This window comes from Rhodanobacter sp. B2A1Ga4 (assembly GCF_018101315.1).
Lineage (GTDB): Bacteria > Pseudomonadota > Gammaproteobacteria > Xanthomonadales > Rhodanobacteraceae > Rhodanobacter > Rhodanobacter thiooxydans_A.
The window spans coordinates 111,428-124,880 of the sequence record NZ_JADBJR010000007.1 but is presented as its reverse complement, the minus strand read 5'-3'; the positions used below and the strand labels follow the sequence as shown (position 1 = coordinate 124,880).

At 68.2% G+C, this 13,453-nt stretch carries 9 protein-coding genes; 5 read left to right on the top strand and 4 right to left on the bottom strand.

All coding sequences use genetic code 11. The annotated features are described in order from the left end of the window. The 4 genes from IMW82_RS17160 to IMW82_RS17145 all read left to right on the top strand — a co-directional run. On the top strand, nt 1-319 hold a 319-nt coding region (locus IMW82_RS17160; RefSeq protein ID WP_211005442.1), incomplete at its 5' end, for an energy transducer TonB. A gap of 98 nt (nt 320-417) precedes the next feature. Beyond that, entirely contained in the window at nt 418-1,149 is a 732-nt protein-coding gene (locus IMW82_RS17155; RefSeq protein ID WP_108471237.1) for a MotA/TolQ/ExbB proton channel family protein, read from the top strand. Nucleotides 1,150-1,160: 11 nt separating this feature from the next. Continuing rightward, on the top strand, nt 1,161-1,583 hold the full coding sequence (locus IMW82_RS17150) for a biopolymer transporter ExbD (RefSeq protein ID WP_108471236.1): 423 nt from the start codon (nt 1,161-1,163) through the stop codon (nt 1,581-1,583). Between the two features lie 6 nt (nt 1,584-1,589). Further along, nucleotides 1,590-1,994 (top strand): biopolymer transporter ExbD, encoded by a 405-nt coding sequence (locus IMW82_RS17145; protein ID WP_211005441.1) that lies wholly within the window; start codon nt 1,590-1,592, stop codon nt 1,992-1,994. 101 nt (nt 1,995-2,095) lie between these two features. On the opposite strand, the gene IMW82_RS17140 is transcribed toward IMW82_RS17145, so the two are convergent. Beyond that, nucleotides 2,096-2,839, bottom strand: coding sequence for a pyridoxine 5'-phosphate synthase (locus tag IMW82_RS17140; protein WP_211005440.1), 744 nt, complete (start codon nt 2,837-2,839; stop codon nt 2,096-2,098). A gap of 90 nt (nt 2,840-2,929) precedes the next feature. After that, the gene (locus IMW82_RS17135) at nt 2,930-3,574 is read right to left on the bottom strand and encodes a 4'-phosphopantetheinyl transferase superfamily protein (RefSeq protein WP_211005439.1); all 645 of its coding nucleotides are present in this window, start codon (nt 3,572-3,574) and stop codon (nt 2,930-2,932) included. Nucleotides 3,575-3,654: 80 nt separating this feature from the next. Between IMW82_RS17135 and IMW82_RS17130 the strand changes: the two genes are divergently transcribed. Then, nucleotides 3,655-7,134, top strand: a complete 3,480-nt coding sequence (locus IMW82_RS17130) for a PAS domain-containing hybrid sensor histidine kinase/response regulator (RefSeq protein ID WP_211005438.1) — start codon at nt 3,655-3,657, stop codon at nt 7,132-7,134. Between the two features lie 7 nt (nt 7,135-7,141). Here IMW82_RS17130 and IMW82_RS17125 read toward each other — a convergent pair whose 3' ends face one another. Then, nucleotides 7,142-8,605, bottom strand: coding sequence for a glutamate synthase subunit beta (locus tag IMW82_RS17125; RefSeq protein ID WP_211005437.1), 1,464 nt, complete (start codon nt 8,603-8,605; stop codon nt 7,142-7,144). 20 nt (nt 8,606-8,625) lie between these two features. Further along, a complete protein-coding gene (locus tag IMW82_RS17120; protein WP_211005436.1) occupies nt 8,626-13,329 on the bottom strand; it encodes a glutamate synthase-related protein in 4,704 nt (1,567 codons plus the stop codon). Nucleotides 13,330-13,453: the final 124 nt, after the last annotated feature.

Sequence of the window (13,453 nt, the reverse complement as noted above, 5' to 3'; positions counted from 1 at the left end):
GGCACCGCCAGCTCCGCCGGCACCGCCATCGGATATCACGGCCAGTTCGGATCTCAGCTACAACAGCCAGATCAAGCCGAAGTATCCGCCGCAGGCGGTTCGCCAGCGGCATGAAGGCACGGTGGTGCTGATGATCCTGGTGGGCGTGGATGGTTCGCCGAAGGACATCAAGATCGACCGGTCCAGCGGTTACCACGAACTCGATCGTGCTGCCATGGATGCCGCACGTCGTTGGCGCTTCAATCCAACGATTCGAAATGGACAGAAAGTTGAAGGCTACGCACGCGTTCCGGTCAACTTCAATCTCAACCAGCTGTAACCGGGTCCGCCCGGTTTACAGTTACAGTTCACGCTTGACTTCCCTAGGGTAGCGTTATGTTCCTACAGACTCCTGCAACGACCGATGCCGCACAGGCCATGGGTGGCAATACCAACGCCGAAGCCATGAAACAGATGGGCTTCGACAACCTGATCCAGAACTTCGACTGGCTCGGCTGGGTGGTCTTCGTGACCCTGGTCGTGATGTCGTTCCTGTCGTGGTACTTCATCATCGCCAACGGCATCCGCAATGCGACGGTGAAGGCTCGCGCCGACAAGGTCATCAACGGCTTCTGGGGCAACGGCTCCACCCAGGACGCGATCCGCGAACTGGAAGCCCAGCCGCGCAGCGAGCCGTTCTCCAAGATCGCGCTCGATGCCGCCTCGGCGGTCGCCCATCACCAGCAGGCCACGGCAGCGGCAGGCACCACCGGCCGCCTGGCCGAGTCGCTGAGCCGTTCGGAGTTCATCGACCGCGCCCTGCGCCAGGCCGTGGCTCGCGAGAGCATGCGCCTGGAAGGCGGCATGACCCTGCTCGCCACGGTCGGCTCCGCCGCACCGTTCGTCGGTCTGCTCGGTACGGTGTGGGGCATCTACCACGCCCTGATCCGCATCGCCGCTTCCGGCAATGCGTCGATGAACGCGGTGGCCGGCCCGGTCGGCGAGGCGCTGATCATGACGGCGTTCGGTCTGTTCGCCGCCATCCCGGCCCTGTTCGCCTACAACTTCTTCAGCCGCTCGAACCGCGTGGTGTACGCCCGCTTCGATGAATTCGCCCACGACCTGCACGATTTCTTCGCCACTGGTTCGCGCGTCGACAGCTCGAAGTGAGGAATTGACCCATGTCGATGAGCGTAGGAGGCAATTCCGGCGGCCCGATGTCGGAAATCAACGTCACGCCGCTGGTCGACGTGATGTTGGTACTGCTGATCATCTTCATGATCACGGCGCCCCTGATGTCGCATTCCATCACGATCGACCTGCCGATCGCGAATCCGAAGACCAAGGAACCGGAGTTGGTGGTTCCGCCGCTGGATCTGGCGGTCAAGCAGGATGGCAGCATGTACTTCAATGACCATCTGGTCAGCGAAGCCGAGCTGCGGGCGCAGTTTGCGGTGAATGCGCAGAAGTCGCCCCAGCCGGAGCTGCAGATCCGTGCGGACAAGAACACCGAGTTCAAGGTCGTGAAGAAGATCATCGGCGACGCCAAGGATTCGGGCATGGTGCATGTTGGCTTCATGACCACTGACGCGCCGAAGGGGTGATCGAAGATGTCATTCTCTACTAACACGACCGGTCCGATGTCGGAGATCAACGTCACGCCGCTGGTCGACGTGATGTTGGTGTTGCTGATCATCTTCATGATCACGGCACCGGTGCTGGCCCACAAGATCCAGGTGGACCTGCCGCAGCCGAACCCTAACCCCACGCCGCAGACCAACCCGCCGGATCCGATCCATCTGAAGATCGACCAGGCCGGTGCGCTGTACTGGAACGACACGCCGGTCGACGAGCTGGGCCTGAAGGCGCAGCTCGCGGTGATCGCCCAGCAGAGCAACCAGCCGGAAATCCAGATCGCCGCGGATGACGCGGTGGCCTATCAGTACGTGGCACGGGTGCTGGCGGACGCGAAGAGCTACAACCTGGTCAAGATCGGTTTCACCGAGAACTTCTGACCCGGCGCTGCCGCGGCAGCACGCAACAAAAGAAAACCCCCCGCCTTGCGCGGGGGTTTTCGTTGGTGCGCTCGGTGGTCGGCGCCGTCGCGGCGCCCTGTTCAGCGCAGGATCTGCAGGTAGTTGCGCACGGTGCAGGCCAGCCCCTCGTACAGCGCCTCGCCGATCAGCGCGTGGCCGATCGACACCTCGGCCAAACCGGGGATCGCGGCCTTGAACGTGCCCAGGTTGGCCTGGCTGAGGTCGTGCCCCGCGTTCACCGCCAGCCCGGCCTGCTGCGCGCGGCGCGCGGTGTCGGCGCATGCCGACAGGGCGGCGGCGGGCTGGCCGTCGGCGAAGGCCTCGGCGTAGGGGCCGGTATAGATCTCGATGCGCTGCACGCCGATTGCCGCGGCCAGCTCGAAATCCTGGCTACCGGCATCGACGAACAGGCTGACCCGGCAACCAAGGTCGCACAGCTCGCCGACCAGCGGGTGCAGCTGCGCGATGTCGCGGCGCAGGTCGAAGCCGTGGTCGGAGGTGATCTGGCCGTCGCCGTCCGGCACCAGGGTCACCTGGGTCGGGCGCACTTCGCGGGCCAGCGCGAGCAGGCCCGGGTACTCGCCGCGGGCGCCGGCAAACGGGTTACCTTCGATGTTGTACTCGACCCGTCCGCGCAGCATCGCGGCCAGCGCGCGCACGTCGTGCGGCCGTACATGGCGCTGGTCAGGGCGCGGGTGCACGGTGATGCCGCCGCAGCCGGCCTCGATGCAGGTCTGCGCGGCGCGGCAGATGTCCGGTTCGTCACCGCCACGCGAATTGCGCAGCACGGCGATCTTGTTGAGGTTGACGCTGAGCAGGGTCATGGTGGGCGGACGATCCTGGGCGGTGGGGCGAGCGGCACGATGGTCCGCAGGCACATGGTGGGTTGAGACGGACCGAAAACAGTGCGCCGATCAGGCGTCACTGGCAAGCGTGGCGAGCCGGATCCGGCGCTCGCCGCCGCGCCAGGCCAGCGCCGCCACCAGGCCGTGGTCGAGGTCCAGCCGTTGCAGTTGCCAGGCGCTGGCGTCGTCGCCGGCCAGCCGCCGCAACTGCAGCTGGCCGGCGACGCTGGCGATGCTGAGCCGATCCAGGCCGAACGCGAGGCCGCGGCCCAGCGCCTTCACCACCGCTTCCTTGGCGGTCCACAACTCGAGGAAGGTGGCGCTGCGTTCGGCCTCGGGCAGCGCCGCGAGCAGCGCTGCCTCCTCGCTGCTGAAATAGCGCTCGGCGATATCCAGCGCCCGCGGGCGCGGGCGCTGGCATTCAAGATCGATCCCCGGCACGACGTGCCGGCCGAGCGCGATCAGGGCATGTCCGCCGCTGTGCGACCAGTTGAAACCAAGCGAGGGATCCAGCCCGGTGGCAAGTGCCGGGCGGCCGTACTCGCCATCCGCCAGCACCACCTGCTCCGCGGCGATGCCGAGGTAGGCGGCCAGCACCGCGCGCAGCGGCGCTCGCCCGGCCGAGGGTCGATAGTCCAGCCGCCACACATGAATCTCGTCATCGCGCAGGTGCTCTGCTACGTTGGCAAGCGTCGAGGCGGGCGCGGCGATCATCCGTGCATGGTGCCGCCGGCACCGTCATGGCACAAGCACAGGCATCCTGCCTGTCGATCGTCTGGCCGGGAGAACGGGACTTGATTCAAGGCTGGCTGCTGCTGCTGGTGTCGCTGCTGTACGTCGGGCTGCTGTTCGTGGTGGCCTACGCGGGCGATCGCCGGCCGCTGTACCCGCGCCAGCCGCGCCTGCGCCCGATCGTCTACAGCCTGGCGTTGGCGGTGTACTGCTCGTCGTGGACGTTTTACGGCGCGGTCGGCACGGCGGCGCGCGACGGCCTGGCCTACCTGCCGATCTACCTCGGCCCGATCCTGCTGTTCGTGTTCGGCTTCGGCCTGCTGCGCCGGCTGGTGCAGACGGTGAGGCAGCGCAACATCACCTCGATCGCCGACTTCATCGGCGCGCGCTTCGGCAAGTCGCACGGTTTGGCGGCGCTGGTGGCGGTGATCGCGGTGATCGCGGTGGTGCCGTACATCGCGCTGCAGTTCAAGGCGGTGGCGATGTCGTTCGGCGTGCTCGGCGGCGTCCGGCACGGCGTGGTGACGGCCGGCGGCATCGACAGCGCGATGTGGTGCGCGGTGCTGCTGGCGGTGTTCGCGATCCTGTTCGGCACGCGCAGCATCGACGCCACCGAGCACCACCACGGCATGATGCTGGCGATCGCGCTGGAGTCGCTGATCAAGCTGCTGGCGTTCGTCGCGCTGGCCGGCTACGCGTTGTGGCAGGGGCCGGGGCTGGTCAGCACGGTGCAGTTGCCGGTCACCCAGCTGAGCCATGGCTTGTCGCCCGGCTTCCTGGCGCAGACCATGCTGGCGTTCTGCGCCATGTTCTGCCTGCCGCGGCAGTTCCAGATCGGCATGGTCGAGTGCGAGGACGCCGGCGACCTCACCCGTGCGCGCTGGATGGTGCCGCTGTACTTGGTCGTCGTCAGCGTGGCGGTGCTGCCGATCGTGGCGGCCGGCGCGCACATGCCGCTGGTGCGCGACGGCACCGCCGACGCCTGGGTGCTGACCCTGCCGCTGGCGTACGGCGACCGTGGCATGGCGCTGCTGGCCTTCATCGGTGGTTTCTCGGCGGCAACCGGCATGGTGATCGTGGCCTCGGTGGCGCTGTCGACGATGATCAGCAACGATCTGGTGATGCCGGCGCTGCTGCGCATCCGCCGACTGCGGCTGGAGCAACGCAGCGACCTGTCGCAGCTGGTGCTGGGCGTGCGCCGGGTGGCGATCATCCTGCTCGCGGCGATGGCCTACGCCTACTACCGGGTCGCCGCGAACGCGGAAAACCTGGCCGCCACCGGGCTGCTCGCGTTCGCCGCGGTGGCGCAGTTCGCGCCGGCGCTGATCGCCGCGCTGTACTGGCGCGGCGCCAGTCGCCGCGGCGTGATGGTGGGCTTGGCCGGTGGCTTCCTGGTGTGGCTTTACACCTTGCTGCTGCCGGCGCTGATCCGTTCCGACCAGTGGCTGCAGCATGGTCCGTTCGGCTGGGACTGGCTGCGCCCGCAGGCGCTGTTCCACCTCAGCGGCTGGGAGCCGGTGATGCACGGCACGTTCTGGTCGCTGCTGGTCAACGTGGGCTGCCTGGTGTTCGTTTCGCTGCGCCTGCGGCCCAGCCTGGAGGAACGCCTGCACGCAGCACTGTTCATGGACGCCGACCCGGCCCGCCGCAGCGGCAGCGGCGACTGGCGCGGCCGCGTGGTGGTGGCCGACCTGCGCACCATCGCCGAACGCATCGTGGGCGAGCGCAGCAGCGCGCGCGCGTTCGAGGAATACGGCCAGCGCCGCGGCAAGCCGCTGCTGCCCGGCGAGGCAGCCGACCGCGCCCTGATCCAGTACACCGAGCGCTTGCTGGCCTCGGCGGTGGGCGCGGCGAACGCGCGGCGCATCCTGATCAGCGCACTGTCCGGCAGCGGCCTGGACGTGGCCGAGTCGATGGCGCTGCTGGACGAGGCCTCGCAGGAACTGCGCTTCAATCGCGAGCTGCTTTCCACCACGCTGGAAAACGTCTCGCAGGGAATCAGCGTGGTCGACGCGCAGATGCGCCTGGTGGCGTGGAACCGGCGCTACCTGGAACTGTTCGACTACCCCGACGGCATGGTCCATGTGGGTGTGCCGGTGGCCGAGCTGATCCGCTGGAATGCCGAGCTGGGCGAGTGCGGCCCCGGCGAGGTCGACGGCCACGTGGCCAAGCGCATCGACTATATGCGCGCCGGCTCCTCGCACCTGTTCCAGCGCGTACGCCCGGACGGCACGGTGATCGAGATGCGCGGCCGCGCGCTGCCCGGCGGTGGCTACGTCACCACCTACACCGACGTCACCGCGTACAAGCACGCCGAGCAGGCGCTGATCGAGGTGAACGAGACGCTGGAGCAGCGCGTCGAGCAGCGTACCGCCGAACTGTCCGAGGCGCTGGCCGCCACCGCGCAGGCGCGCCGCGCGGCGGAGACCGCGAACATCTCCAAGACGCGCTTCCTCGCCGCGGCCAGCCACGACCTGCTGCAGCCGCTGAATGCGGCGCGCCTGTTCACCTCGGCACTGCGCCAGCATCCCGGGCTGGACACCGAAGCGAGCGGCCTGGCCGAACGCATCGACGCCTCGTTCCGCGCTGCCGAGGACCTGCTCGACGCGCTGCTCGACGTCTCGCGGCTGGATGCCGGCAGCTACCACCCCGAAGTCGGCGCCTTCGCGCTGGCCGAGTTGTTCGATTCGCTGAAGGCGCAATTCGCGGTGGTCGCCGAACGTCGCGGGCTGCGCCTGCGCGTGGTGCCAACCTCGCTGGCGGTGCGCAGCGACCCGCAGCTGTTGCGCCGGATCCTGCAGAATTTCCTCTCCAACGCGCTGCGCTACACCAGCAAGGGCAGCGTGCTGCTGGGTGCGCGACGGCACGGCGAGGAGGTGCGCATCGAAGTGTGGGACTCCGGCCCAGGCATCGCGGCGGAACAGCGCGCGCGCATCTTCGACGAATTCCAGCGGCTGGAACAACCTTCGCCGTGGGGCGAGAAGGGCCTGGGCCTGGGCCTGTCGATCTGCGACCGCCTGGCCGGCATCCTCGGCCACCGGCTCGACCTGCACTCGCGGGTCGAGCATGGCAGCTGCTTCGCGGTGACGGTGCCGCGCAACGAGGCGGTGCCGGTGCGGCGTCAGCGGGTGGAGCGCGCCGGTCCGGACAAGCAGCTGCCGCTGACCGTGTTGTGCCTGGACAACGACGCCAGCATCCTCGACGGCATGCGCGCCCTGCTCAGCCGCTGGGGCGTCGATTGCCGCACCGCACTGGATGTGGCGCAGGCCCGCGTCGAACTGAGGCGCGGGCCGATCGACCTGGTGCTGGCCGACTACCACCTGGCCGATGGCGTCGACGGCCTGCAGGCGCTGCAGCAGCTGCGCGATGCGCTGGGCGAGCTGCCGCCGGTGGCAATGATCACGGCCGATGGCAGCAGCGAATTGAAGCAGCGTGCGCGGGCGCGCGGTTATCCGGTGCTGCACAAGCCGGTACGCCCGGCGGCCTTGCGCGCCCTGCTGACCGCGCTGGTGCGCCGGCAGGGCGAGGACCGGCCAGCCTGAGCCGCGATCAGCGCGGCAGGCTGGAATGGCCCATCAGGAACTCGTCCACCGCGCGCGCGCACTGGCGTCCTTCGCGGATCGCCCACACCACCAGCGACTGGCCGCGGCGCATGTCGCCGGCGGCGAACACCTTGTCCACGCTGGTGCGGTAACCGCCGTCGGCGTCGGCGGTGGCACGGGCGTTGCCGCGGGCATCCTTGTCCACGCCGAACGCGTCCAGCACGCCTTGTACCGGCGAGACGAAGCCCATCGCCAGCAGCACCAGGTCCGCCTGGATCTCGAACTCGCTGCCCGGGACCTCGCTCATCTTGCCGTCCTGCCACGCCAGCCGTACGCCGGTGAGGCTTTTCACGTGGCCCTTGCCGTCGTCGTTGAAGCACTTGGTGGCGACCGACCAGTCGCGCCGGCAGCCTTCCTCGTGCGAGCTGGAGGTGCGCAGGCGGAGCGGCCAGTACGGCCACACCAGCGGCTTGTTTTCCTGCAGTGGTGGCTGCGGCAGCAGCTCGAACTGGGTGATCGCCACGGCGCCGTGGCGGTTCGAGGTGCCCACGCAGTCGGAGCCGGTGTCGCCGCCGCCGATCACGACCACCTGCCTGCCGGTGGCGACGAGCTGGTTCTTCAGCTTGTCGCCGGCCACCACGCGGTTCTGTTGCGGCAGGAACTCCATCGCGAAATGCACGCCGCGCAACTCGCGGCCGGGCACCGGCAGGTCGCGCGGGGTTTCCGCGCCGCCGGTGAGCACCACCGCGTCGTATTCCTGCCGCAGCTGTTCGGGGGTGATCACGTGGGGGTTGCCGTGCTGCCCGGCATCCGCCGCGACGCCGACGAACACGCCGGTGCGGAACTGCACGCCTTCGCCGCGCATCTGCTGCAGGCGGCGGTCGATGTGGCCCTTGTCCAGCTTGAAGTCGGGGATGCCGTAGCGCAGCAGGCCGCCGAGGCGGTCGTTCTTCTCGAACACGGTCACCGCATGGCCGGCCCGGGCCAGCTGCTGCGCGGCGGCCAGCCCGGCCGGGCCGGAACCGACCACGGCTACCTTCCAGCCGGTCTGGCGCGTGGCGGGCTGCGGCACCACCCAGCCTTCCTCCCACGCCTTGTCGATGATCTTGTGCTCGATCGACTTGATACCCACCGCGTCGTCGTTGATGTTCAGCGTGCACGCGGCCTCGCACGGGGCGGGGCAGATGCGGCCGGTGAACTCGGGAAAGTTGTTGGTCGAGTGCAGCACGTCGATCGCGCGCTTCCAGTCCTGCCGGTACACCAGGTCGTTGAAGTCGGGGATGATGTTGTTGACCGGGCAGCCCTGGTGACAGAACGGGATGCCGCAATCCATGCAGCGCGCGGCCTGCTGCGCAGCCTGGTCGTCGGACAGGTGCGCGGTGAATTCGCGCCAGTGCTTCTTGCGCTGTGCGGGCGCCTCGCTGGTTTCCTGCAGGCGCGGGTATTCGAGAAAGCCGGTGATCTTGCCCATCTGTGCGGTTCCTCGTGGACTCAGGCCGTGGCCTTCTCGGTGGATGCGGCGGTGGTCGCCGGCGGCGGTTCGGCCAGCGCGCGCTTGTACTCGTGCGGCATCACCTTGACGAAATGCGTGCGGGCGTTGCTCCAGTCATGCAGGATCGCCTTCGCGCGGAAACTGCCGGTGTAGCGGAAGTGCGACTCGACCAGCCGGCGCAGGATCGCCTCGTCGGTTTCGCCGGGCGCGCCGCGGGTGAGCGGATGCCACAGCGTGCGCGGCACCCGCAGTTCCTGCTCGACGCCGGCCAGCAGCGGTTCCAGGGCGACCATGGAAAGATTGCAACGTGCCTGGAAGCGCAATTCGGGGTCGAACACATAAGCCACTCCGCCGGACATGCCGGCGGCAAAATTGCGGCCGGTTTCGCCGAGCAGGACCACGGTGCCGCCGGTCATGTACTCGCAACCGTGGTCGCCGACGCCTTCCACCACGGCGGTGGCGCCGGAGTTGCGCACGGCGAAGCGTTCGCCGGCGACGCCGTTGAAATAGGCCTCGCCTTCGGTGGCGCCGTACAGCACCGTGTTGCCGGCGATGATGTGCTCCGGGCCGAAGCCGTGGAAGTCGTTCGGCGAGCGCACGATGATGCGCCCGCCGGACAGGCCCTTGCCCACGTAGTCGTTCGCCTCGCCGACCAAGTCGAGCGTGATGCCGCGAGCCAGGAACGCGCCGAAGCTCTGTCCGGCGGTGCCATCCATCTGGATGTGGATGGTGTCGTCGGGCAGGCCGGCGTGGCCGTAGCGACGCGCCACCTCGCCGGACAGCATGGTGCCCACGGTGCGGTTGACGTTGCGCACGCCGACCATGAAGCTGGTCCGTTCGCGCTGCTCCAGCGCGGGCCGGGCCTTCTCGATCAGGCTGTGGTCGAGCGCCTTGCCGGTCTTGCCGAGGCCGTGGTCCTGTTCGGTGACGTGTCGTTGCGCCACCCCGGTCGGTACCTCGGGGCGGTGGAACACGCGGCTGAAATCCAGCCCGCGCGCCTTCCAGTGCGCGATGCCCTGGCGGGTGTCGAGCAGGTCGGTGCGGCCGACCAGCTCGTCGAAGCGGTGGATGCCCAGCTGCGCCATGATCCGGCGCGCTTCCTCGGCCACGAAGAAGAAGTAGTTCACCACGTGCTCGGGCTTGCCACTGAACTTCCGGCGCAGCACCGGATCCTGCGTGGCCACGCCGGTGGGGCAGGTGTTGAGGTGGCACTTGCGCATCATGATGCAGCCTTCCACCACCAGCGGCGCGGTGGCGAAGCCGAACTCGTCAGCGCCGAGCAGGGCGCCGATCACCACGTCGCGGCCGGTCTTCATCTGGCCGTCCGCCTGCACCCGGATGCGCCCGCGCAGCTGGTTCAGCACCAGCGTCTGCTGCGTTTCGGCCAGGCCCAGTTCCCACGGCGTGCCGGCGTGCTTGATCGACGACCACGACGAGGCGCCGGTGCCGCCGTCGTGGCCGGCGATCACCACATGGTCGGCCTTGGCCTTGGCCACGCCGGCCGCCACCGTGCCCACGCCCACTTCGGACACCAGCTTCACCGAGATCGACGCCTGCGGGTTGCAGTTCTTCAGGTCGTGGATGAGCTGGGCCAGGTCCTCGATCGAGTAGATGTCGTGGTGTGGCGGCGGCGAGATCAGGCCCACCCCGGGCACCGAGAAACGCAGCTGCGCGATGTACTCGGAGACCTTGTGGCCGGGCAGCTGGCCGCCCTCGCCGGGCTTGGCACCCTGCGAGATCTTGATCTGGATCTGGTCGGCCGAGACCAGGTAGGCCGCGGTGACGCCGAAGCGGCCGGAGGCCACCTGCTTGATGCGCGAACGCAGCGAGTCGCCGGCCTGCAGTTCGAGGTCGCGCTCGATGTGCGCCTTGCCGAGGATGCCGGCGACGGTGTCGCCCTGCTTGATCGCCACGCCACGCAACTCGCCCTGGTAGCGCGCCTCGTCCTCGCCGCCCTCGCCGGTGTTGGACTTGCCGCCGATGCGGTTCATCGCGATGGCCAGGGTGGTGTGCGCCTCGGTCGAGATCGAGCCCAGCGACATCGCGCCGGTGACGAAGCGCTTGACGATCTCGCCGGCCGGTTCCACCTCGTCCAGCGCGATCGCGGCGGCCGGATCGGCGCGGAACTCGAACAGCCCGCGCAGCGTCATCAGGCGCCGGGTCTGGTCGTTGACCAGCTGCGAATACTCCTGGTAGGTCTGCGTGTTGTTGGCGCGGGTGGCGTGCTGCAGCTTGGCCACCATGTCCGGCGTCCACATGTGCTCCTCGCCGCGCACGCGCCAGGCGTACTCGCCGCCTGCGTCCAGCGCGTCGGCCAGCACCGGGTCGTCGCCGTAGGCGGCGGCGTGCAGGCGCAGCGCTTCCTCGGCCACCTCGAACAGGCCGATGCCCTCGATGTTGGAAGTGGTGCCGGTGAAGTACTTGTCGACCAGCTCGCGGTTCAGACCCACCGCCTCGAAGATCTGCGCGCCGGTGTAGGACATGTAGGTGGAGATGCCCATCTTGGACATCACCTTCTGCAAACCCTTGTCGATCGCCTTGACGTAGTTGTGCAGCGCCTTGTCCGCGCTTATCCCGCCGCTGCCCGCGGCGAAGTGCTGGGCCAGCACTTCCATCGCCAGGTAGGGGTGGATCGCCTCGGCGCCGTAGCCGGCGAGCAGGGCGAAGTGGTGCACCTCGCGCGCCGAGCCGGTCTCCACCACCAGGCCGGTGCTGGTGCGCAGACCGCGGTTGACCAGGTGCAGATGGACGGCCGAGGTGGCCAGCAGGGCCGGGATCGCCACGCGCTCGTGATTGCTGCGCCGGTCGGACACGATCAGGATGTTGTGGCCCTGGTGGATCGCGTCCACCGCCTGCGCGCACAGCGAGGCGAGGCGCGCCTCGATGCCCGCCTTGCCCCAGGTCGCCGGATAGGTGATGTCCAATTCGAAGCTGCGGAACTTGCCCTTGGAGTAGCGCCCGATCTTGCGGATCTTGGCCATCTCGGCGAAGTCCAGCACCGGCTGGGCCACCTCCAGTCGCAGCGGCGGGTTGATGTTGTTGATGTCCAGCAGGTTGGGCTTGGGCCCGATGAAGGACACCAGCGACATCACCAGCTGTTCGCGGATCGGATCGATCGAGGGGTTGGTGACCTGCGCGAACAGCTGGCGGAAATACTGGTACAGCGACTTGCTGCGCTCCGACAGCACGGCCAGCGGCGAATCGTTGCCCATCGCGCCGATCGCTTCCTCGCCGGCCTGCGCCATCGGCAGCAGCTGGAACTTCAGGTCTTCCTGGGTGTAGCCGAAGGCCTGCTGGCGGTCGAGCAGGCTGTCGACGACGTGCGACTCGGCACGCGGCTCCGGCAGGGCGTCCAGCTTGATCCGGATGTGTTCGATCCACTGCTTGTACGGCCTGGCGTTGGCCAGCTGGTCCTTCAGTTCCTTGTCGTCGATGATGCGGCCCGCCTCCATGTCGATCAGCAGCATCCGGCCCGGCTGCAGCCGCCACTTCTTCACAATGCGCGATTCGGCGATCGGCAGCACGCCGGCCTCGGAGGCCAGGATCACCAGGTCGTCGTCGGTGATCAGGTAGCGCGCCGGGCGCAGGCCGTTGCGGTCGAGCGTGGCGCCGACCTGGCGACCGTCGGTGAAGGCGATCGCGGCGGGGCCGTCCCACGGCTCCATCATCGCGGCGTGGTACTCGTAGAACGCGCGGCGGTTGTCGTCCATCAGCGTGTGGCGTTCCCATGCCTCGGGAATCATCATCATCATCGCGTGCGACAGCGGGTAGCCCGCCATGGTCAGCAGTTCGAGGCAGTTGTCGAACGAGGCGGTGTCGGACTGGCCGGGATAGATCAGCGGCCACAGCTTGGCCAGGTCGTCGCCGAGCACCGGCGAGGAGATCGCGCCGGTGCGCGCGTTGATCCAGTTGACGTTGCCCTTGACCGTGTTGATTTCGCCGTTGTGCGCGATCATGCGGTACGGGTGGGCCAGCTCCCACGCGGGGAAGGTGTTGGTGGAGAAGCGCTGGTGCACCAGCGCCAGCGCCGACACGGTGCGCGGGTCGGCCAGGTCGAGGTAGTACCGGCCAACCTGGCCGGCCAGCAGCAGGCCCTTGTAGACCACCGTGCGGCTGGACATCGAGGGGACGAAGTATTCCTTGCCGTGCTTCAGGCCCAGCGCGCGGATCGCGTGGCTGGAGGTCTTGCGGATGACATACAGCTTGCGCTCCAGCGCGTCGGGCACCATCACGTCCGGCCCGCGCCCGATGAAGATCTGCCGCACCACCGGCTCGGTCGCCTTGACCGCCGGCGACATCGGCATGTCGGCGTCGACGCGCACGTCGCGCCAGCCCAGCACCAGCTGGCCCTCGGCCAGCACCTTGCGCTCCAGCTCCTGTTCGCAGGCCAGCCGCGAGGCGTGCTCCTTGGGCAGGAAGACCATGCCCACGCCGTATTCGCCCGGCGGCGGCAGCTGCACGCCCTGCTGCGCCATGTCCTCGCGGTAGAGCTGGTCGGGGATCTGGATCAGGATGCCGGCGCCGTCGCCCATCAGCGGATCGGCGCCGACCGCGCCGCGATGATCCAGGTTGCGCAGGATCAACAGGCCCTGCTGGACGATCTCATGGCTTTTCCGGCCCTTGATATGGGCGACGAAACCCACGCCGCAGGCGTCGTGTTCGTTGGACGGGTTGTACAAACCCTGCGCGTGCGGCTGAGCCATGTTCTCCACTCCCGGCATGGGGAGAATCGACTATAGTGCGCCGCAACAAAAGAAAGCAAGAAAATCAAATAGCCGTATATAAGGCTGATTGCACGAAGCTGATGGGCGTGGTTCGCGGGCGTGA

Coding starts and splice junctions, on each gene's coding strand:
- IMW82_RS17155 (WP_108471237.1), top strand. CDS start 418: ATGGGTGGCAATACCAACGCCGAAGCCATGAAACAGATGGGCTTCGAC.
- IMW82_RS17150 (WP_108471236.1), top strand. CDS start 1,161: ATGTCGATGAGCGTAGGAGGCAATTCCGGCGGCCCGATGTCGGAAATC.
- IMW82_RS17145 (WP_211005441.1), top strand. CDS start 1,590: ATGTCATTCTCTACTAACACGACCGGTCCGATGTCGGAGATCAACGTC.
- IMW82_RS17140 (WP_211005440.1), bottom strand. CDS start 2,839: ATGACCCTGCTCAGCGTCAACCTCAACAAGATCGCCGTGCTGCGCAAT.
- IMW82_RS17135 (WP_211005439.1), bottom strand. CDS start 3,574: ATGATCGCCGCGCCCGCCTCGACGCTTGCCAACGTAGCAGAGCACCTG.
- IMW82_RS17125 (WP_211005437.1), bottom strand. CDS start 8,605: ATGGGCAAGATCACCGGCTTTCTCGAATACCCGCGCCTGCAGGAAACC.
- IMW82_RS17120 (WP_211005436.1), bottom strand. CDS start 13,329: ATGGCTCAGCCGCACGCGCAGGGTTTGTACAACCCGTCCAACGAACAC.